18 protein-coding genes are annotated in these 20,062 nt (G+C 62.9%); 11 read left to right on the forward strand and 7 right to left on the reverse strand.

Features of this window, described 5'->3' with window-relative positions; translation table 11 throughout:
- Positions 1–36: 36 nt before the first annotated feature.
- From ppc to H045_RS03020, 7 genes are all read left to right on the forward strand, one after another.
- Positions 37–2,664 carry a phosphoenolpyruvate carboxylase gene (gene ppc / locus H045_RS02990; protein WP_015371390.1) on the forward strand — a complete coding sequence of 876 codons (2,628 nt, stop codon included), beginning with the start codon at positions 37–39 and terminating at the stop codon, positions 2,662–2,664.
- Positions 2,665–2,944: 280 nt separating this feature from the next.
- A complete protein-coding gene (adk, locus tag H045_RS02995) occupies positions 2,945–3,592 on the forward strand; it encodes an adenylate kinase (protein WP_003231293.1) in 648 nt (215 codons plus the stop codon).
- A gap of 87 nt (positions 3,593–3,679) precedes the next feature.
- Positions 3,680–4,363: a tRNA (adenosine(37)-N6)-threonylcarbamoyltransferase complex dimerization subunit type 1 TsaB gene (gene tsaB, locus H045_RS03000; protein WP_015371391.1), complete on the forward strand. Its 684-nt coding sequence runs from the start codon at positions 3,680–3,682 to the stop codon at positions 4,361–4,363.
- Between the two features lie 375 nt (positions 4,364–4,738).
- Positions 4,739–5,041, forward strand: coding sequence for a hypothetical protein (locus H045_RS03005; protein ID WP_032869905.1), 303 nt, complete (start codon positions 4,739–4,741; stop codon positions 5,039–5,041).
- Positions 5,041–5,901, forward strand: a complete 861-nt coding sequence (locus H045_RS03010) for a DUF72 domain-containing protein (RefSeq protein WP_015371392.1) — start codon at positions 5,041–5,043, stop codon at positions 5,899–5,901. The genes H045_RS03005 and H045_RS03010 overlap by 1 nt, the downstream gene beginning before the upstream one ends.
- Positions 5,902–5,928: 27 nt before the next feature.
- On the forward strand, positions 5,929–6,756 hold the full coding sequence (locus H045_RS03015; RefSeq protein ID WP_003231285.1) for an isocitrate lyase/PEP mutase family protein: 828 nt from the start codon (positions 5,929–5,931) through the stop codon (positions 6,754–6,756).
- A gap of 3 nt (positions 6,757–6,759) precedes the next feature.
- Complete coding sequence (locus tag H045_RS03020; protein WP_015371393.1) at positions 6,760–7,458, forward strand: extensin-like domain-containing protein; 699 nt, start codon at positions 6,760–6,762, stop codon at positions 7,456–7,458.
- Here H045_RS03020 and H045_RS03025 read toward each other — a convergent pair.
- Entirely contained in the window at positions 7,455–8,075 is a 621-nt protein-coding gene (locus H045_RS03025; RefSeq protein WP_041931428.1) for a hypothetical protein, read from the reverse strand. The genes H045_RS03020 and H045_RS03025 overlap by 4 nt on opposite strands.
- Before the next feature lie 96 nt (positions 8,076–8,171).
- Between H045_RS03025 and H045_RS03030 the strand changes: the two genes are divergently transcribed.
- Entirely contained in the window at positions 8,172–8,954 is a 783-nt protein-coding gene (locus H045_RS03030; RefSeq protein ID WP_015371394.1) for a class I SAM-dependent methyltransferase, read from the forward strand.
- Here the strand turns inward: H045_RS03030 and H045_RS03035 are convergent.
- The gene (locus H045_RS03035) at positions 8,944–9,600 is read right to left on the reverse strand and encodes a TetR/AcrR family transcriptional regulator (RefSeq protein WP_015371395.1); all 657 of its coding nucleotides are present in this window, start codon (positions 9,598–9,600) and stop codon (positions 8,944–8,946) included. The genes H045_RS03030 and H045_RS03035 overlap by 11 nt on opposite strands.
- A gap of 92 nt (positions 9,601–9,692) precedes the next feature.
- Here H045_RS03035 and H045_RS03040 point away from each other — a divergent pair, with 92 nt between their 5' ends.
- From H045_RS03040 to H045_RS03050, 3 genes are all read left to right on the forward strand, one after another.
- Positions 9,693–10,793: an efflux RND transporter periplasmic adaptor subunit gene (locus tag H045_RS03040; RefSeq protein WP_015371396.1), complete on the forward strand. Its 1,101-nt coding sequence runs from the start codon at positions 9,693–9,695 to the stop codon at positions 10,791–10,793.
- 5 nt (positions 10,794–10,798) lie between these two features.
- Positions 10,799–13,861, forward strand: coding sequence for an efflux RND transporter permease subunit (locus H045_RS03045; RefSeq protein WP_015371397.1), 3,063 nt, complete (start codon positions 10,799–10,801; stop codon positions 13,859–13,861).
- Between the two features lie 116 nt (positions 13,862–13,977).
- Positions 13,978–14,199 carry a hypothetical protein gene (locus H045_RS03050; protein WP_122458180.1) on the forward strand — a complete coding sequence of 74 codons (222 nt, stop codon included), beginning with the start codon at positions 13,978–13,980 and terminating at the stop codon, positions 14,197–14,199.
- A gap of 98 nt (positions 14,200–14,297) precedes the next feature.
- Here the strand turns inward: H045_RS03050 and H045_RS03055 are convergent, their stop codons facing one another.
- The 5 genes from H045_RS03055 to dapE all read right to left on the reverse strand — a co-directional run bounded on the left by H045_RS03055 (position 14,298) and on the right by dapE (position 20,018).
- Positions 14,298–14,987 carry a DUF4197 domain-containing protein gene (locus tag H045_RS03055; RefSeq protein ID WP_003231268.1) on the reverse strand — a complete coding sequence of 230 codons (690 nt, stop codon included), beginning with the start codon at positions 14,985–14,987 and terminating at the stop codon, positions 14,298–14,300.
- A gap of 36 nt (positions 14,988–15,023) precedes the next feature.
- Complete coding sequence (gene plsB, locus H045_RS03060; protein ID WP_015371399.1) at positions 15,024–17,528, reverse strand: glycerol-3-phosphate 1-O-acyltransferase PlsB; 2,505 nt, start codon at positions 17,526–17,528, stop codon at positions 15,024–15,026.
- Positions 17,529–17,624: 96 nt separating this feature from the next.
- Positions 17,625–18,002, reverse strand: a complete 378-nt coding sequence (locus H045_RS03065; RefSeq protein WP_003231265.1) for a hypothetical protein — start codon at positions 18,000–18,002, stop codon at positions 17,625–17,627.
- A gap of 55 nt (positions 18,003–18,057) precedes the next feature.
- The gene (locus H045_RS03070) at positions 18,058–18,867 is read right to left on the reverse strand and encodes a putative RNA methyltransferase (RefSeq protein WP_003231263.1); all 810 of its coding nucleotides are present in this window, start codon (positions 18,865–18,867) and stop codon (positions 18,058–18,060) included.
- Positions 18,867–20,018, reverse strand: a complete 1,152-nt coding sequence (gene dapE / locus H045_RS03075; protein ID WP_015371400.1) for a succinyl-diaminopimelate desuccinylase — start codon at positions 20,016–20,018, stop codon at positions 18,867–18,869. The genes H045_RS03070 and dapE overlap by 1 nt, the downstream gene beginning before the upstream one ends.
- Between the last annotated feature and the right edge of the window lie 44 nt (positions 20,019–20,062).

The following is a 20,062-nucleotide window of genomic DNA, read 5'->3' on the forward strand; positions in this document are numbered from 1 at the left end:
CTGCGCGTCCCGCAAATTCTGGCTGGAGAGTGGCTGATGAGTGATATCGATGCACGCTTGCGTGAGGATGTTCACCTGCTGGGTGAATTGTTGGGTAATACCATTCGAGAGCAGTACGGCGATGCCTTTCTCGACAAGATCGAGCAGATCCGCAAAGGCGCCAAGGCTGACCGGCGTGGCGCCGGCGATGAGCTGAGTAGCCGGCTGAATCAGTTGCAGGAAGACGAGCTGCTACCCGTGGCCCGGGCCTTCAACCAGTTCCTCAACCTGGCCAATATCGCCGAGCAGTACCAGCTGATTCACCGGCGCGACGAGTCGCAACCCGCGCCGTTCGAGTCTCGCGTGTTGCCTGAGCTGCTGGCGCGTCTGCAGGCCGAAGGCCATAGCGATGAATCCCTGGCCCGCCAACTCGGGCGCCTGGAGATTGAGCTGGTCCTCACCGCTCACCCCACCGAAGTGGCCCGGCGTACCCTGATCCAGAAATACGATGCGATTGCCGCGCAACTGGCGCTGCAGGATCACCGCGACCTCACCACTGCCGAGCGCGAGCAGATCCGCGAGCGCCTGCAACGCCTGATTGCCGAGGCCTGGCACACCGAAGAAATCCGCCGCACCCGGCCCACGCCGGTGGACGAGGCCAAATGGGGCTTTGCGGTGATTGAGCATTCGCTGTGGCACGCCATTCCCAATTACCTGCGCAAGGCCGACCAGGCCCTGCATGCCGCCACCGGCCTGCACCTGCCCCTGGAGGCGGCGCCGATTCGTTTTGCCTCGTGGATGGGTGGCGACCGTGATGGCAACCCCAACGTAACGGCACCGGTCACCCGCGAGGTCCTGCTGCTGGCGCGCTGGATGGCGGCTGATTTGTACCTGCGCGATGTCGATCAATTGGCGGCCGAGCTGTCGATGCAAAAGGCCAGCGCCGCATTGCAGGCCAAGGTCGGCGACAGCGTTGAGCCTTATCGTGCCGTGCTCAAGCAGTTGCGTGAGCGCCTGCGCGCCACGCGCCAGTGGGCGCATTCCGCGCTCAGCAGCAGCACCCCGGCGTCTGCCGAAGTGTTACAGGACAACCGTGACCTGCTGGAGCCGCTGCAGCTGTGCTACCAGTCGCTGCATGAGTGCGGCATGGGAGTGATCGCTGACGGTCCGCTGCTCGACTGCCTGCGCCGCGCGGTGACCTTCGGCCTCTTCCTGGTGCGGCTGGATGTGCGCCAGGACTCCACCCGCCACTGCGCGGCCATGAGCGAGATCACCGATTACCTCGGCCTGGGTCGCTATGAAGAATGGGACGAAGACGCGCGCATTCGCTTCCTGATGCAGGAGCTGGCCAATCGTCGACCGCTGCTGCCGGCCTATTTCAAGCCCTCGGCCGATACCGCCGAAGTGCTCAATACCTGTAAGGAAATTGCCGCCGCGCCTGAGGCTTCGCTCGGCTCGTATGTCATCTCCATGGCCGGCGCGGCGTCGGATGTGCTGGCGGTGCAATTGCTGCTTAAAGAGTCGGGCGTGCAGCGGCCGATGCGCGTTGTGCCGCTGTTCGAAACCCTGGCCGACCTGGATAACGCAGGTCCTGTGATCGAGCAACTGTTGCTCTTGCCGGGCTATCGCGCGCGCCTGTACGGCCCGCAGGAAGTGATGATCGGCTATTCGGATTCGGCCAAGGACGCCGGCACCACCGCCGCCGCCTGGGCGCAATACCGGGCGCAAGAACGCCTGGTGGATATCTGCCGCGAGCAACAGGTGGAACTGCTGTTGTTCCACGGTCGCGGTGGCACCGTGGGGCGTGGCGGCGGCCCGGCTCACGCGGCGATCCTGTCGCAGCCACCCGGTTCGGTGGCGGGGCGTTTCCGCACCACCGAGCAGGGCGAGATGATCCGCTTCAAGTTCGGCCTGCCGGATATCGCCGAGCAGAACCTCAACCTGTATCTGGCCGCCGTGCTGGAAGCGACGCTGTTGCCGCCGCCGCCGCCCGAACCGGCCTGGCGCCATTTGATGGATGAATTGGCGGCCGACGGCGTCAGCGCTTACCGCGCGGTGGTGCGGGAAAATCCGCAGTTCGTCGAGTACTTCCGCCAGTCCACCCCGGAGCAGGAACTCGGTCGCTTGCCCCTGGGCAGCCGCCCGGCCAAGCGCCGTGCCGGCGGCATCGAGAGTCTGCGCGCGATTCCGTGGATTTTCGGCTGGACCCAGACGCGCCTGATGCTGCCTGCCTGGCTGGGCTGGGAAGACGCGTTGAGCAAGGCGTTGGCGCGTGGTGAGGGTGATCTGCTGGGGCAGATGCGCGAGCAGTGGCCGTTCTTCCGCACCCGCATCGATATGCTGGAGATGGTGCTGGCCAAGGCCGATGCCGATATCGCCCGCTTGTACGACGAGCGCCTTGTGCAGTCGGAACTGTTGCCCCTGGGCGAGCATTTGCGCGACCTATTGTCGCAGGCCTGCGCGGTGGTGCTGGGCCTGACAGGGCAGTCGCAACTGCTGGCCCATAGCCCGGACACCCTGGAGTTCATTCGCCTGCGCAATACCTACCTGGACCCCTTGCATCTGTTGCAGGCCGAACTGCTCGCCCGTTCGCGGGCGCAGGAAGCGGCCCAGGACAGCCCTCTGGAACAGGCGCTGCTGGTGTCAGTGGCCGGTATTGCCGCCGGTTTGCGCAACACCGGCTAGGGTTTTTTGCGTGTTCTCAAAGGCTTGCAGTTAAACAGCGGCGACCGCCCAAAACAGGGCGGTCGTTGTTCAGGCGCTCGGGGCGTACTCAGGCACCCCCGGCCTGCAGCGCATGCGCAGCGCAATTGACTGCGACTTTCGGCGGCTTGTGTGGTTAGGGCCTGCTGTGTATCTTGATCAGCCTTTGGCCGTTTGGTCGGCCTCCAACCCTATTTTTACGAGATTGGCCCCACGTGGCGAATCCGAGCGTCATCTCTATAAAAAATTGAGGAGCACATCGATGCGCGTCATTCTGCTGGGAGCTCCCGGGGCCGGTAAAGGTACTCAGGCAAAGTTCATCACTGAAAAATTCGGCATTCCACAAATCTCCACCGGCGACATGCTGCGCGCTGCCGTCAAGGCTGGCACCGAACTGGGCCTGATCGCCAAGAGTGTGATGGACAGCGGCGGCCTGGTCTCCGATGACCTGATCATCAACCTGGTCAAGGAACGCATCAGCCAGGACGATTGCAAGAACGGTTTCCTGTTCGACGGTTTCCCTCGCACCATTCCCCAGGCTGAAGCCCTGGTGAAGGCCGGCGTCGAGCTGGATGCCGTGGTCGAAATCGCCGTTGAAGATGAAGAAATCGTCCAGCGCATTGCCGGTCGTCGCGTTCACGAAGGCTCGGGCCGCGTGTACCACATCGTCTACAACCCGCCAAAAGTGGCAGGCAAGGACGACATCACCGGTGAAGACCTGGTGCAGCGCAAGGACGACACGGAAGAAACCGTGCGTCATCGCCTGTCGGTCTACCATTCCCAGACCAAGCCGCTGGTGGACTTCTACCAGAAGCTGTCCGCCGCACACGGCAAGCCGAAATACAGCCACATCCCTGGCGTGGGCTCTGTGGAAGCGATCACAGCCAAGGTGCTGCAGGCACTGAGCTGATCGCGCCTCGATTGTTTACAACGGCCCGCTTGCGGGCCGTTGTTGTTTATACTGGCGCACTTTTTTCCAACCTGGACACCCACACCGATGAGCACCCTGCTGGCCCTGGACACCGCGACCGAAGCTTGCTCCGTTGCCTTGCTGCACGATGGCAAGGTAACCAGCCACTACGAGGTGATCCCGCGCCTGCATGCGCAAAAGCTGCTGCCGATGATCAAGCAACTGCTTGAAGACGCCGGCATCGCCTTGTCTGCCGTCGATGCCATCGCCTTCGGTCGCGGCCCCGGCGCCTTTACCGGCGTGCGTATCGCCATCGGCGTGGTGCAGGGCCTGGCGTTTGCGCTGGATCGCCCGGTGTTGCCGGTGTCCAACCTCGCCGTGCTGGCCCAGCGGGCGCTGCGAGAGCACGGTGCAACGCAGGTAGCGGCAGCGATTGATGCGCGCATGGATGAAGTGTATTGGGGCTGCTACCGCGAGGCGGCGGGTGAAATGCGCCTGGTGGGTGTGGAAGCCGTACAGCCGCCCGAGTCCTCGGGGTTGCCTGATGATGCCAGCGGTGACTGGTTCGGCGCTGGCACCGGTTGGGGATATGGCGAGCGCATTGATGTGCCGCTTGCTGGCCAGGACGCCACGATGTTGCCCCATGCCGAAGACCTGCTGACCCTGGCACGCTTCGCGTTCGAGCGTGGCGAGGCGATCCCCGCCGATCAGGCCGCCCCGGTTTACCTGCGCGATAAGGTCGCTCAGACCAAGGCCGAGCGCGGCCTCTGATTCATTCAAACGCAAACGATCAGGCTCCTGTGGCAAGCGCGCTTGCCCTAATGCCGTTCAGTTAAGCGCAGATTCCCTGTGGCGAGCAGGCTTGTCCTGCCTTGGGCTGCGCAGCAGCCCCACAACCAGGCGCTGAGTCGTATCAGGTACACCGCGGTTTGCTGGATTGGGGGCCTTCGCACCCCAACGCGGGGCAAGCCCGCTCGCCACAGGACTCTGTTGAAGATGGCCTGGACTCTAAATTCTGCGCCAATCGTCAGAATCTGACCCTGCTTTGAAACATTTTTCAAAATATGTGTTCTAGTTATCACCAGAGCATTTGCGCGCCACGGAAAGCGCCAGTAAAGTGCCATCATTGATAGCGAGCTCGCATCCATGCGTATAGACGGCTTTTCCTCACAGTCCTACCCCATCAAGCGCAAGCCGCGTAAGGCGAACGTTCGGGTGGACGATGCCGTCGAGGATTCGCCCGACTTCATTGAAGTCCACGCCGAATCCCACGCCAATGCGCAAAGCGGCGCAGGTGCGCGCATCAGCGGCCTGCCGGCCCGTCAGCAAGACATGGTCTTCCCTCGCTCCATGAGCAAAAGCGTCGCCACCGCCCTGGCCAGTTACCTGACCACCGCCGGTTTTGTCGAATGGGACATGGAAGTGCTGGGCCTCGACGTTCACATTTGATGCGGCTGCCTTACTACATCGGTTGTCCGTCCTGGAGTGAAAACGCCTGGCGCGAGTACCTGTATCCGGTCGATGCGCGTTCCAGCGATTACCTGGCGCTGTATTCACAGGTCTTCAATGCTGTTGAAGGCAACACTACCTTTTATGCTCGACCCTCGGCCGCCACGGTGCAGCGCTGGGCCGAGATCATGCCTGATGATTTTCGCTTCACTGCCAAGTTTCCCGGTGACATCAGCCACGGCGGCGACCTGCGCGAACAATTGCCTGCGGCGCAAAGTTTTGTCGGTTTGATGAGCCCGCTGGGCGAACGTGTGTCGCCGCTGTGGCTGCAATTGCCCGCAGCCTTTTCGCCGCAACGCCTGAGCGAGCTGGCCGGGTTTATCGATGGAGTGGAACGCCCGTTGGCGGTTGAGGTGCGTCATCAGGCGTTTTTCGCCAAGGGCGAGGCCGAGCGCAGTCTCAACCGCCTGTTGCGCGACCGTGGCGTGGAGCGCATCTGCCTCGATCCGCGCGCGCTGTTCAGTTGTACCTCCACAACGCCTGCGGTGCTGCACGCCCAATCGAAAAAGCCCAAGGTGCCGCCGCGCCCGGCAGCGCTGACGCAATGGCCCCAGGTGCGTTTTATTGGCCATCCGGAACTGGAGGCCAACGATCCTTTCCTGACACCCTGGGTGGAAAAAGTCGCCGGCTGGATTGAAGAGGGCCGTACCCCTTACGTGTTCCTGCACACCTCCGACAACCGTCTCGCGGCGCAACTGGCTTTGCGGTTTCACGCCAAACTGATGGCGCGTCTGCCCGGCCTGCTGGCGCTACCGACCTTGCACCGCGAGCCCGCCGCGGAGCAACTGGGGTTACTCTAGGGCTCCCTTTCCCGCCAGGAGTCAGTCATGGATGCCCAAACCCTTCGCGCCGAAACCTTCCAGGCCCTGCACACCCGTGATCGCGCATTCGTGATGCCCAATCCGTGGGACGCGGGTTCCGCCATCATGCTTGCCCATCTCGGCTTTGAAGCCCTGGCCACCACCAGCGCCGGTTATGCCTTCAGCCTGGGGCGTCCGGATGCCGAAGGGGCGTTGTCCCTGGAGGACACTCTGGTCAACGCCGGCATGATTGCAAAGGCCACGGCCTTGCCGGTGGCGGCCGACCTGGAAAACGGCTTCAGCGACACCCCTGAAGGCTGCGCCCGGACCATTCTGCGTGCCGCCGCAGTGGGCATGGTCGGGGGCTCCATCGAAGACGCCACGGGGATTGCTGCTGACCCGATCTACGCCTTCGACCTGTCGGTCGAGCGTGTGGAAGCCGCAGTGGCTGCAGCGCGCAGCCTGCCGTTCCCGTTCATGCTGACGGCTCGCGCGGAAAATCTCCTGCACGGTCGCCTGGATTTGCCTGACACCCTGCGGCGGTTGCAGGCCTACGCCGAGGTCGGTGCCGACGTGCTCTACGCGCCGGGCCTGCGCAATGCCGAAGAGGTCATGGCGGTGGTCAAGGCCGTCGCACCCAAACCTGTGAACGTGTTGATGTCCGGTGCCCTCAAACTCAGTGTGGCGCAGTTGAGCGACATGGGCGTCAAGCGCATCAGCGTGGGCTCGGCCATGGCGCTGGCGGCGTATGGCGAGTTTTATCGGGCGGCGCAGGAGGTGTACGGGTTGGGTACTTTTACCTTTACCGAACGTTCGATGCCCTACAGCCAGGCCAGCCAATTCTTCAAGGCATAAGCGGTGCGCGGCCTTAACGTCACCGGCTCGCTGCTATTGCTCGCGGGCGCCCTCGCACTGGGCGTCTGGCGCGGCTGGCTGCCCGTGCCGAATCAATGGAACCCCTGGGCGCCGCTGGATGTGCGTGCCACGCCTAACCTGTTGACGCGTTTCAAACTGGGACGCTTACAGGATGACCCGGCCCTGTGCGACCAGGTGCTGCAGACGTCGGGCTTGCGCGTCAGCCATCAGGCCGATTCGTCGGCCGATGCCGCTTGCCCGTTGCGCGATGTGCTGCGCGTGCAAGGCGCGCAAGTGACCTTGAGCAGCAGCTTTCTCGCCAGTTGCCCGCTGGCGGTGGCGTTTGCCCTGTTCGAGCGCCACAGCCTGCAACCGGCGGCCCAGGCGGTGTTTGGCCAGGCGGTGGCGCGTGTCGATCACCTGGGCAGCTTTGCCTGCCGTAATGTCTATAACCGCGCCGACGGGCGGCTCAGCCAGCATGCGTCGGCCAATGCATTGGATATCGCAGGCTTTCGCCTGGCGGACGGGCGCCGCATCAGTGTGCTCAAGGATTGGCCGGGGGAGGGCGACAGTGCGCGATTTCTGCGCCAGGTGCGCGACAGCGCCTGTGATGATTTCAACGTGGTGTTGAGCCCGGACTACAACGCGGCGCACCGCAATCATTTCCATCTGGACATGGGGCGTGGGTGGGTGTGCCGTTAAGCAGCCAGGCGCAGGTTGTGCGCCACCAGCGGGCGCGCCCAGTAAGCGTCGAAGTCCAGAGCCTTTTGCTGCGCCACCAGCGCTTCGCTTGGATACGGCTCGGCAGGCGCCGGCAGCAGGTCCAGTTCGAATTCGGCAATCGGCAGGTGCAGCGGGCGTGGTTGCGGCGCCGGGCCTGGCGCGGGCGGCTGCTGGCCGGCGGTCAGCACCAGAGGGCGCACCCAGCCGCTTTCGAAGTTCTGCTGGCGCTGTTGAGCGACCCGTTCTTCCTCGGGGAACGGTGTCGCAGCCGGTGGCAGCAGGTCGGTCTCGAATTCGGCAATCGGCAAGAACAGGGGTTCAGGCGGGGCGATCGGGGTGTCAGTGACGTTGCATTCGCGCTGGGTGAGGATCTGCGACAGCAGGTCGGCGCCGGCGCTGGGCTCGATCGCCGGGTCCGCCACGGCTGGAGCCTGAGCCGCTTGCGCATCCGCTGTCCCGCCCAACTGCTCGGCCAGCGCGCGGGCGAAGAAGTCCTGCCACACATGACTCACCCCGGCCAGCGCTTGAGTATTGCGCAGGCCGTAGTGGTTATGGGTCGGCAGTACACCGATGGTTAGGGGGAGAATGTCTGACATTTTTCTCGGTCGACGCTCAGCTCTGGCAAAATACCTGACTGTTGGTTTTATCGGCCGTTATTGGCCGATCCTTAATATTTTTGAGCGTAGCGATTGATGAGCGAACAACCAGCGGCCAGCCGCATTCGGGTCGAAGCCATGGCCGACGGATTCAAGGATCGCGCCGAGCATTGGGCGGCGCTGCTCGGCTTGCCGGTGCAACTCGAAGCGGCGGATTTTTCCCTGCAAGTGGGCGAGCATGGCCTGCAACTGCAACAGCTTGGGCCTGACGCGCCGGGGCCGGTGCGCGTTGACTTTGTTGAAGGCGGCGCCGCGCACCGACGGCTATACGGCGGCGGCAGTGGGCAGATGATCGCCAAGGCAGTGGGGGTTGCTCAAGGCGTACGGCCACGGGTACTCGATGCCACCGCAGGCCTGGGCAAGGACGCTTTCGTGCTGGCAAGCCTGGGTTGCGAGATGTGCCTGATCGAGCGCCAGCCGCTGATCGGCGCCTTGCTCGAAGACGGCCTTGCGCGTGGGGCTGATGATTTTGAGGTGGCGCCGATTGTCGCGCGCATGCACCTGCTCAAAGGCAACGCCATCGACCTGATGCTCAACTGGCAAGGCGAGCCGCCCCAGGTCATCTACCTCGACCCGATGTTCCCGCACCGTGAGAAAACAGCGCTGGTGAAGAAAGAAATGCGCCTGTTCCGGCCCCTGGTGGGCGATGACCCGGACGCCCCCGCCCTGCTCGCGGCCGCCCTGGCCCTGGCCAGCCACCGCGTGGTGGTCAAGCGCCCACGCAAGGCACCCTGCATTGACGGGCCCAAGCCCAGCCATGCGCTGGATGGCAAGTCCAGCCGGTATGACATTTATCCTAAAAAAGCGCTCAAGCCTTAGGAACACGGACCTCTGTGCGATAAGCCCGCATAAACAACCCCACCACATCCTGCACATGGGCCTCGGCGGCCTGCTCACTCAGCTGCCCGCCGCAGCCATACAGCAGGCGAAAGTTCGCCGTGCCCTTGAGCAGGCAGAAGAAGTGTTCGGCCGCCGTAAACGGTTTGTCGATGCTCAATGCGCCGCTCTGGTCGATCTTGCCCAGCAGGCGCTCCATGCCTTGCAGCATGCGCATGGGGCCCGCCTCGAAGAAGATTTGCGAGAGTTTCACGTCCTGATTGCCCGTGGTCATCATCAGGCGATGCAGGTTCACTGACTCTTCACTGTTGATCAACCGATGAAAGCGCCGCGCGATGTTCAGCAGCACTGTTTCCACGGGGACGCCTGTTGGCAGCTCGAAGTACATCACCGGCAACTGTTCCTCGCAGGTGGCGGCAACAGCGGCAGTGAACAGGGTCTCCTTGTCGGTGAAGTGACTGTACACGGTGAGTTTCGACACACCGGCCTCAAGGGCCACCGCATCCATGCTGGTGCTGGCGTAACCATTACTCAAAAACAGCACCTTCGCTGCTTCGAGGATTGCCTGGCGTTTTGCCATGTCCTTGGGACGCCCAGGGCTGCTGGTGTTTCCACGATTGTAGGACATTTTACCTTTAATACTGGACTGGTGAGTTTGGTATTAATAACATACCGGTCAGTATAATTATTCCTAGCTCCATTTGCGAAAGGTCCTTCAGCATGCGCAGCACTTTCCTGCCCCTTGCGTTGCCTGTCAGTCTGGTCTTCCTGTTGGCCGCCTGTGGCCACGAAGAAGCGGTCCAAACCAGCGTGCGCCCGGCCATGGTGGTGCAACCGCAGCCTTCGGCGCAGGCGACGGACAGCTACACCGGTGAGGTACGTGCCCGCTACGAGCCGGACCTGGCCTTTCGCATCGGCGGCAAAGTCAGCAAGCGCCTGGTGGAGGAGGGGGAGCGGGTCCGGGCCAATCAGCCACTGGCCGAGCTTGATCCGCAGGATGTGCGCCTGCAGCTGGACGCCTTGCGCGCCCAGGTGGCCGCCGCCGAGGCCAACCTGAACCTGGTGCGCGCCGAGCGGGATCGCTACAAGACGCTGATGGACCGGCAGATGGTCAGCCGCTCGCAGTACGACAATGCCGAAAACCTCTACCGGGCGGGTGAAGCACGGCTCAGACAGATCAAGGCGGAATTCACCGTGGCCGGCAACCAGGCCGGCTACGCCGTGCTGCGCGCGCCGCAGGACGGCGTGGTGGCCCGGCGTGCAGTGGAAGTCGGCCAGGTGGTGTCCGCCGGGCAGACCGTGTTCACCCTGGCCACCGATGGCGAGCGGGAAGTGGCGATCAGCCTGCCGGAGCAGGGCTTTGCCCGTTTCAAAATCGGTCAGCCGGTGTCGGTGGAGCTGTGGAACCAGCCGGATCAGCGCTTTACCGGGCATATTCGCGAGCTGTCGCCGGCGGCCGATCCCAAATCACGCACCTTTGCCGCGCGCGTTGCGTTCACGGGCGGCAAGGTCCCTGCGGTACTGGGGCAGAGCGCACGCGTATTCATACAGGCCGATGGGGTGATTCCGCTGTCTGTACCGCTGTCTGCCCTCAGTGCGGAGAATGGCGCGTCCTACGTGTGGCGCGTGCGACCGGACAGCACCCTGGAACGTGTCCCGGTGCGTATCGGTGCCTTCGGTGAGCACAGCGTGCCGGTGCTGGAAGGCCTTGACCCCACGGATTGGGTGATTGCCGCCGGCGTGCATGTGCTCCACGACGGCCAGCAGGTGCGCGCGGTGGATCGCGCCAATCGCGTGGTGAATCTGGCGGCCAAGGAGTAGTCCCCATGGGTTTCAATCTTTCCGAATGGGCGTTGCGTAATCGCCAGATCGTGTTGTTCCTGATGATCCTGCTGGCGGTAGTCGGTACGTTGTCCTACACCAAGCTGGGGCAAAGCGAAGACCCGCCGTTTACGTTCAAGGCCATGGTGATCAAAACCAACTGGCCAGGCGCCACGGCCGAGGAAGTCTCGCGCCAGGTCACCGAGCGCATCGAGAAAAAACTCATGGAGACCGGCGATTACGAGCGCATCGTGTCGTTCTCCCGGCCAGGTGAATCCCAGGTCACCTTCATTGCCCGCGACGCCATGCACTCGGCGCAGATCCCCGAGTTGTGGTACCAGGTGCGCAAGAAAATCAGCGACATTCGCCAAACCTTGCCGCCGGATATTCAGGGTCCGTTTTTCAATGATGAATTCGGCACCACCTTCGGCAATATCTACGCCTTGACCGGTGACGGCTTCGACTACGCCGTGCTCAAGGATTACGCCGACCGTATTCAGATCCAGCTGCAGCGGGTAGCGGATGTGGGCAAGGTCGAGTTGCTCGGCCTGCAGGACGAGAAAATCTGGATTCAACTGTCCAACCTCAAGCTTGCCACCCTCGGCCTGCCCCTCGCGGCGGTGCAGCAGGCGTTGCAGGAGCAGAATGCGGTCTCTACCGCCGGCTTCTTCGAGACCCCGACCGAGCGCGTGCAATTGCGCGTGTCGGGTAATTTCAAAAGCGTGGAGCAGATTCGCAACTTCCCGATTCGCGTGGGCGAGCGAACCCTGCGTATCAGCGATGTGGCCGAGATTCAGCGTGGCTTCAGCGATCCGCCGTCACCGCGCATGCGCTTCATGGGCGCCGATGCCATCGGGCTGGCCGTGGCGATGCGCGAGGGTGGCGACATTCTGGTGCTGGGCAAGGCCCTCGAAGGCGAATTCGCACGTCTGCAAAAGAATCTTCCGGCCGGCATGGAACTGCGCAAGGTATCGGATCAGCCGGCGGCGGTGAAAACCAGTGTCGGCGAATTCGTTCAGGTGCTCGCTGAAGCACTGGCCATTGTGTTGCTGGTGAGTTTCTTCTCCCTGGGGGTACGCACCGGCATGGTGGTGGCCCTGGCGATTCCGCTGGTGCTGGCCATGACCTTCGCCAGCATGTATTACCTCGGTATCGGCCTGCACAAGATCTCCCTCGGCGCCCTGGTGCTGGCCCTGGGCTTGCTGGTGGACGACGCCATCATCGCCGTGGAAATGATGGCGATCAAAATGGAGCAGGGCTACGACCGCCTCAAGGCCGCCAGTTTTGCCTGGACCAGCACCGCCTTTCCGATGCTCACCGGCACGCTGATCACCGCGGCAGGCTTCCTGCCGATTGCCACGGCGCAATCGAGCACCGGCGAATACACCCGCTCGATCTTTCAGGTGGTGACCATTGCGCTGCTGGCGTCATGGGTGGCGGCCGTGGTGTTTGTGCCATTCCTGGGGGAAAAACTCCTGCCGGATCTGGCGAAGATTCACGCGGCCAAACACGGCTCCAGTGGGCCTGATCCCTACGGCACTGCGTTCTATCAACGTGTCAGGCGTGTGGTTGAATGGTGCGTACGCCGACGCAAAACCGTGATTGTGCTGACCCTGTTGCTGTTTGTCGGGTCGGTGGTGTTGTTTCGCTTTGTGCCGCAACAGTTCTTCCCGGCCTCGGGTCGTCTGGAGTTGATGGTCGATCTGAAACTGGCCGAAGGCGCGTCCCTGAGCAACACCGCCGACCAGGTCAAGCGCCTTGAAGGCTTGCTCAAGGAGCATGTGGGGATCGATAACTATGTGGCCTACGTGGGCACCGGTTCGCCGCGTTTTTACCTGCCGCTGGACCAGCAACTGCCCGCCACCAGCTTTGCGCAGGTGGTGGTGCTGGCGAGCTCCATCGAGGCGCGCGAAAACCTGCGCACCTGGCTGATCGAAACCCTCAACGAACAATTCCCCGACTTGCGCTCCCGCGTCACGCGCCTGGAGAACGGCCCGCCCGTGGGCTACCCGGTGCAGTTTCGGGTGACCGGCGAGCACATCGACGAAGTGCGCGCCCTGGCGCGCAAAGTGGCGGCCAGGGTTCGCGAAAACGCCCATGTGGTCAACGTGCACCTGGACTGGGAAGAACCGAGCAAGATCGTCTACCTCAATATCGATCAGGACCGCGCCCGCGCCCTCGGCGTAAGCACCGCCAACCTGTCGCGATTCCTCCAGCGTTCGTTGACCGGCGCCAGCGTCAGCCAATACCGGGAGGACAACGAGTTGATCGAAATCCTGCTGCGCGGCACCGTTCAGGAACGTACGCAGTTGTCGCTGCTGCCAAGCCTGGCGGTGCCCACCGACAACGGCAAGAGCGTGGCGTTGTCGCAGATCGCTACCCTTGAATACGGCTTCGAGGAAGGCATCATCTGGCACCGCAATCGCCTGCCGACGGTGACGGTGCGCGCCGATATCTACGGCAAGGAGCAACCGGCGACGCTCGTGCAGCAGATCCTGCCGACCCTGGCGGATGTGCGCGCCGAGTTGCCGGATGGCTACCTGCTCGAGGTGGGCGGCACCGTCGAAGATGCCGCCCGTGGACAGAACTCGGTGAAGGCCGGCGTGCCGTTGTTTATCGTGGTGGTGCTGACGTTGCTGATGCTGCAACTGCGCAGCTTCTCGCGCACGGCCATGGTTTTTCTGACCGCACCGTTGGGCCTGATCGGCGTGACGCTGTTCCTGCTGGTATTCCGCCAGCCGTTCGGCTTTGTGGCCATGCTCGGCACCATCGCCCTGTCGGGAATGATCATGCGCAACTCGGTGATTCTGGTGGACCAGATCGAACAGGACATCAAGGCCGGCCTTGCGCCCTGGCAGGCAATCATCGAAGCCACGGTGCGACGCTTTCGTCCGATTGTGCTGACGGCGCTGGCGGCAGTGCTGGCGATGATTCCCCTGTCTCGCAGTGTGTTTTTCGGGCCGATGGCCGTCGCCATCATGGGCGGGCTGATTGTGGCGACGGCGTTGACGCTGTTGTTCCTGCCGGCGCTGTATGCGGCGTGGTTCCGGGTAAGGAAGAACACGTAGTCCCCGGAACCATTCTTTTGTGGATACCACATAGGGATTACCCGACCGGTAGGTGCCGTCGTACGAACAATGCGGCGGTTTGGGTTCCGATGTGAATTCAATGAGAAGGAATGTTTATGATCTTGCCAATACCAGTGCCAATGTTGATGCCGCTGTTGAATGCGATGTTAGGGGGGAACGGTCGAAACCAGGACCAGGAACATCGCCATGACAAGGATAAAGGTCAAGGCAACAACAAGCTGGATATCAATATCAACATCAATAACAGCAACGAAAATTCGACGATGTCGTTCTCGCAGAACACCAGCAGTTCGTCGGTAGGCCGCATCAGTTACTAAGTGGTCTGGCGAGGATGCCAGGCACTTGGTTGAGCATGAAAAAAGCCCTGACACTGTCAGGGCTTTTTTCATGCGTCATTACGGCTTCAGCGCACGGCTCAGAGTGCACCAAACACTTTTTTGGCCAGGCTCGTCGCTGCAGCTGCCGGATTCTTGCGAATAGTTTCTTCCTGCTGCGCAATCATCTTGAACAGACCGTCCAGCGCTTGTTCGGTCACGTAGCTTTCCACATTCGCGCTCTTGGCATCCACCGCGCCGAAAGCGGCCGCCTTGCCGGCCAGGGCGTTGTACTGCTGGGCCACGCCAACCTTGTCGGTCGCCGCCTTGACGATCGGCAGGAATTTGGCGCGGATCTGCTCGCGGCTGCTCTTGTTCAGGTACTGCGTGGCCGAGTCCTGACCACCGCTGAGGATGCCCTTGGCGTCGGTGACGCTCATGTTTTTCACGGCGTTGACCAGAATCGGCTGAGCTTGGGTCACCGCCGTTTCGGCCGCTTTGTTCATGCTGGTTTCCAGCTGGGTGACCTGTTCACCCATGCCGAACATTTTGAGCTTGTCGGCGACTTTACCGAGCTTGCCCGGCAGGCCGATTTTTACCTCGGGGTTGTTGCTGAAACCGCCGGGCGTACCGAGTTGTTTCACGGCAATCTGTGCGCCCTGGGTCAGCGCATCCTTGAGGCCGCCACTGGCGTCGCCCTGGGACAGGCTGCCAAGGTCCAGGGCCATGGCGTTGGCACCGAGCAGCAGGCCGGCACACAGGGCAGTCAGGCGAAGCGTGTTACGGAGCATGAGGGCTTCCTTATATTCAGAGGTTGATCATTCAATCTAGCGGCTTTGTGCAGGTTCCACCGGCGCTTCGGCCGCGCCATCGACACGGTGCAGCGCCACCTGGCGGATCGACAGGCGAATGTCGGCGGGCAATACGCGTTTGGCGGCGCCTTCGGCCAGCTCGCCGAGCAAATCGTGATAGCTCAATTTGCCGGCGTCGTCGCGGCGCAGCACATCTTGCTCCAGCAGCGTCTGGATGAAATGTCGGAAAAGACTCTTGTCGAAGAATTCCGGGGCATTGAGGCCATGCAGGATCGACAGGCGCTGGGCCATGATCGTGCACAGGTCTTCCAGCTCTTCGGCGCTGATGCTGCTCTGGCCGCTGTTGAGCAGCAGCGAGATCGCCATATAGAAGCGTTGCAGGGTCTGGGCGATGCTCTTGGACAACAAGGTCAGCAGCACGAAATGCCGCGAACTCGGTGCCGGGCGCAGGTACACCTCGTTTTCGAAGCGCAACAGGCCCTGCTCGACAAACGCTTGCAGCCACTGGTCGACCACGGCGTCGAGGTCGTCCAGGGACCAGCGGATAAACAGCTCTGATTGCAGGTACGGGTAAAGCGCGTGGGTGTAGCGCAGCATCTGCTCGCGGCTCATGCGCGAGCTGCTCTGGAAGAAGCTCGCCAGCAGGGCCGGCAGGGCGAAGATGTGCAGAACGTTATTGCGGTAGTAGGTCATCAGGACGGCGTTCTGCTCGTCCAGGTAAAGGATCTTGCCCAGGGCATCGCTTTGTTCCGACAGCAGGTCCATGTCCTTGACGTGCTTGATCAGTGCCAGGCCATCACCCTCGGGCACGGTGGTGTGCGGCGAGTAGGGCACACGGCGCAGCAGCGTCAGGTACAGGTCGAGCTGGCGGGCCATGGCCTGTTCGTCCAGGGCCAGGCGCGTGGTCGAGAGCAAGGCGAGGGCCACCAGGTTCAACGGGTTGACCGCCGCCGCTTCGTTCAAGTGGCGCGCCACCTGTTCGCCAAGGCGATGGGTGGTTTCATGCAGCCACTGCGGCTTGTAGTTCGGAGCCAGTTCCTGGGAGCGCCAGTCCGGTTGCTCGCTGTCGAGGAACTCGGCCAGTTTGATCGGCTCGCCGAAGTTGACCGCGACCTGACCAAAGCGCTGCTTGAGCGCGCCGACCACTTTGAAAATATCGAAGATCGACTCTTTCTTCTTGCTCGCGCCGCGCAGTTCGCCAAGGTAGGTGCGACCTTCGAGCACGCGTTCATAGCCGATGTACACCGGCACGAACACGATAGGCATGCGCGAAGAGCGCAGGAAACTGCGCAGTGTGATCGCCAGCATGCCGGTCTTGGGCTGCAGCATGCGCCCGGTGCGCGAACGCCCGCCTTCGACGAAGTACTCCACCGGGAACCCCTTGGTGAACAGGGTGTGCAGGTATTCGTTGAACACCGAGGTGTACAGCGGATTGCCCTTGAAGGTGCGGCGCATGAAAAACGCACCGCCACGGCGCAGCAGGCTGCCGATCACCGGCATGTTCAGGTTGATGCCAGCAGCGATGTGCGGCGGGGTCAGGCCGTTCTTGAACAGCAGGTAGGACAGCAGCAGGTAGTCGATATGGCTGCGGTGGCAAGGCACGTAGATCACCTCGTAGCCCTGGGCGACCTGTTGCACACCTTCGATATTGTTGACCTTGATGCCGTCGTAGATCTTGTTCCAGAACCAGCTCAGCACCACTTCGAGGAAACGGATCGCGGTGTAGGTGTAGTCCGAGGCAATTTCGTTGCCATAGCGCAGGGCCAGGGCCTTGGCTTTTTCCGGGGTGATCTTTTCCCGTTCGGCCTCCTCCAGGATGGCCTGGCGTACCAAGGGCATATTCACCAGGCCCTTGACCAGGTTGCGTCGGTGGGACAGGTCGGGGCCGATCACCGCCGTCTTCAGGTTACGAAAATGCACGCGCAGGATGCGTTGGGCCATGCGCACGGTGCGTTCGTGGCCTTTATTGTGCTCGATCAATTCGCGCAGGTTGATCGGCGCGGAGAATTGCACCCGGGTCTTGCGGCCCAGGATCAGGATGCTCAACAGGCGGCGCAGGCGTCCGGTGACGGCCCAGCTGTCGGCAAACAGCAGCTTCCACGGGCTGGACTCGCTCTCGGGGGACTGGCCCCAGAACACGCTGACCGGAATGATTTGTGCATTTTCTTCAGCGTGTTCGCTGAGGGTGTTGACCAGGCGCGTCAGGGCCGGCGGTGCACCGCGCTTGTCCTGGCGACCCAGCCAGTCCGGGTCTGGCGTGAGGTAGAAGAACGCGGCCGCCTCCATCAGCGGGCCCACCGCTACCGGCAGCACCGGGCGCGGCAGGCCGGCCTTGGTGCACTCGGCATCGACCACCGCCAGTTCGGTGAGGGAGGGCGATTGCAGGACGTAGAACACCGGCCGGCTGCGGTCGAGGTTGAGGGTCAGGGACGACTGGTTGATCGTCTCCGAGCGAACCCAGAGGTACAACAGTCGGCGCAAGGTGCCGAACACCAGACGGCGGAACGGGGAGCGGGTCATAGGCGAGCTGCTTGAAGGGGAGATGGGGCAGCTTCAAGCTTCTAGCTGCAAGCTGCAAGTTTTGGAGTGGGTGTTTGCGGCGTGTAGCTTGCCGCCCTAAGCCGTTCTCCATGTGATCTGTTCTTCACCGTCGGCGCTGATGCGAATCCAGGTGTCGGCGCTTTCCTCTCCTTCTTCCTCGACCCACGTACCCGGCGCGCAGCGCACTTCCACATTCAGTGCGGCAAAGGCGGCGCGGGCGCAGGCGATGTCGTCTTCCCAGGGGGTCTGGTCGCTTTCCAGGTACAGGCTGTTCCATTTGCCGACGGCCTTGGGCAGCCAGGTGACGGGAACGTTGCCGGCCGTGCACTTGTAGGTCTGGCCTTTCTGGACCCAGTCCGAGCAGGCGCCCAGGGCAGCGCCCAGCCAGGCGGCGATGGCCTTGTGGTCGACGTCGGCGTCTTTCAGGTAAATCTCGATATCGGGTTGGCGCATGGATATTCCTCGTTGCGGGATTTTAAAAATCCATTCGCGGTGCTGAAAAGGTTGGTTATTGAAGCACGAAATAATCGTAGCGCATCGACACGGTGACCTGCAGCGGCTCGGCCGCTTCGATCACCCGGGCACGGCGCTCGGCGCTGGCGCGCCAGCCGTGGGGCGTCATCGCCAGCAGGTTGGCGCGATCTCCGGGCTCGGCCAGGCTCAGGCTGAATTCAAGCATCTCGCTGTGCGCCAGGCTCATGCCGTCCGGCACCAGTGCCAGGTGCTTGTCATCGGTGTACTCGCGCACTTCGTCGTACAGGCGCTCGCGCAACTCCATCAGGTGGCCGCTGGTGGGGCCGACCTTCATCAAACCGCCGCCCGGGCTGAGCAGGCGCTTGGCCTCTTCCCAGTCCAGCGGGCTGAACACGCTGGCCAGGAACTGGCAGCTGGCGTCGGCCAATGGCACACGGGCCATGCTGGCGATCAACCAGGTCAGCGCCGGGTTGCGTTTGCAGGCACGCTTGACCGCCTCCCTGGAAATATCCAGCGCATAGCCATCGGCGTGGGGCAGGGCGGCGGCGATCTGCGCGGTGTAGTAACCCTCGCCGCAACCGATGTCGACCCAGCGCTGCGGCGCGCGCTCGGCGGCCAGTTCTGCCAGGCGCCTGGCCACCGGCGCATAGTGCCCGGCGTTGAGAAAGTCACGACGCGCCTCGACCATCGCCAGGTTGTCGCCCGGGTCGCGGCTGTTTTTGTGCTGCACCGGCAGCAGGTTCAGGTAACCCTGGCGTGCGCGGTCGAAACGGTGCCCGGCCGGGCACGCCACACCGTTGTCCACCGGGTTGAGCGGGGCGCTGCAAAGGGGGCAGGCGAGCATCAGGCGAGCAACTTGATCAGGGTCTGGTAGTAGATCTCGGTGAGCACGTCGAGGTCGCTGGCCAGGATGCGTTCATTGACCTGGTGGATCGTCGCATTCACCGGGCCCAGCTCGACCACCTGAGTGCCAAGGGTCGCTATGAAGCGCCCGTCCGACGTACCGCCGCTGGTCGAAGCCTGGGTTTCGCGCCCAGTGATCGCCTTGATGCTGGCCGATACCGCATCGAGCAGCGCGCCCGGCTCGGTCAAAAACGGCAGGCCGGACAGTGCCCAGTCCACGTGCCAGTCCAGACCGTGTTTGTCGAGAATCTGCGCAACGCGCTGTTGCAGGCCTTCCACGGTGGATTCGGTGGAGAAGCGGAAGTTGAACACCGCCGTCAGGTCTCCGGGGATCACGTTGGTGGCGCCGGTGCCGGAATTGAGGTTGGAGATCTGGAAGCTGGTCGGCGGGAAGAACGTGTTGCCATCGTCCCAGTGCTCGGCGGCCAGTTCCGCCAGGGCTGGCGCGGCCAGGTGAATCGGGTTCCTTGCCAGGTGCGGGTAGGCCACATGGCCCTGTACGCCGCGCACGGTGAGGGTGGCGCCGAGAGAACCGCGACGGCCGTTCTTGACCACGTCGCCCACCAGCGTGGTGCTCGACGGTTCGCCGACGATGCACCAGTCCAGGCGTTCCTTGCGCGCAGCCAGGCGTTCGATCACGGCCTTGGTGCCGTGGTGCGCCGGGCCTTCTTCATCGCTGGTGATCAGGAAGGCGACCGAGCCACGGTGGTCCGGGTAGTCCTGCACAAAGCGCTCCGCCGCCACCAGCATGGCCGCCAGGCTGCCTTTCATGTCGGCCGCGCCGCGCCCGCAGAGCATGCCGTGTTCGTCGATCAGCGCGTCGAACGGGTCGTTCTGCCAGGCCTGCAGCGGGCCGGTCGGCACCACGTCGGTGTGGCCGGCAAAGCACAGCACCGGGCCTTCATGCTGGCCGTGGGTGGCCCAGAAGTTGTCCACGTCCTCGATGCGCATCGGCTCCAGGGCAAAGCCGGCGTCGCCCAAGCGCTGCATCATCAGCTTCTGGCAATCGGCGTCAATCGGCGTCACCGAGGGGCGACGGATCAGGTCGATGGCAAGTTGAAGGGTCGGCGAAAGGTCGGCATGGGCCGTCATGGGAAAACTCCGGAATGCGTGTGGTGGGCGCAGGACGAATGTGG

Source organism: Pseudomonas poae RE*1-1-14 (assembly GCF_000336465.1).
Classification (GTDB): domain Bacteria; phylum Pseudomonadota; class Gammaproteobacteria; order Pseudomonadales; family Pseudomonadaceae; genus Aquipseudomonas; species Aquipseudomonas poae.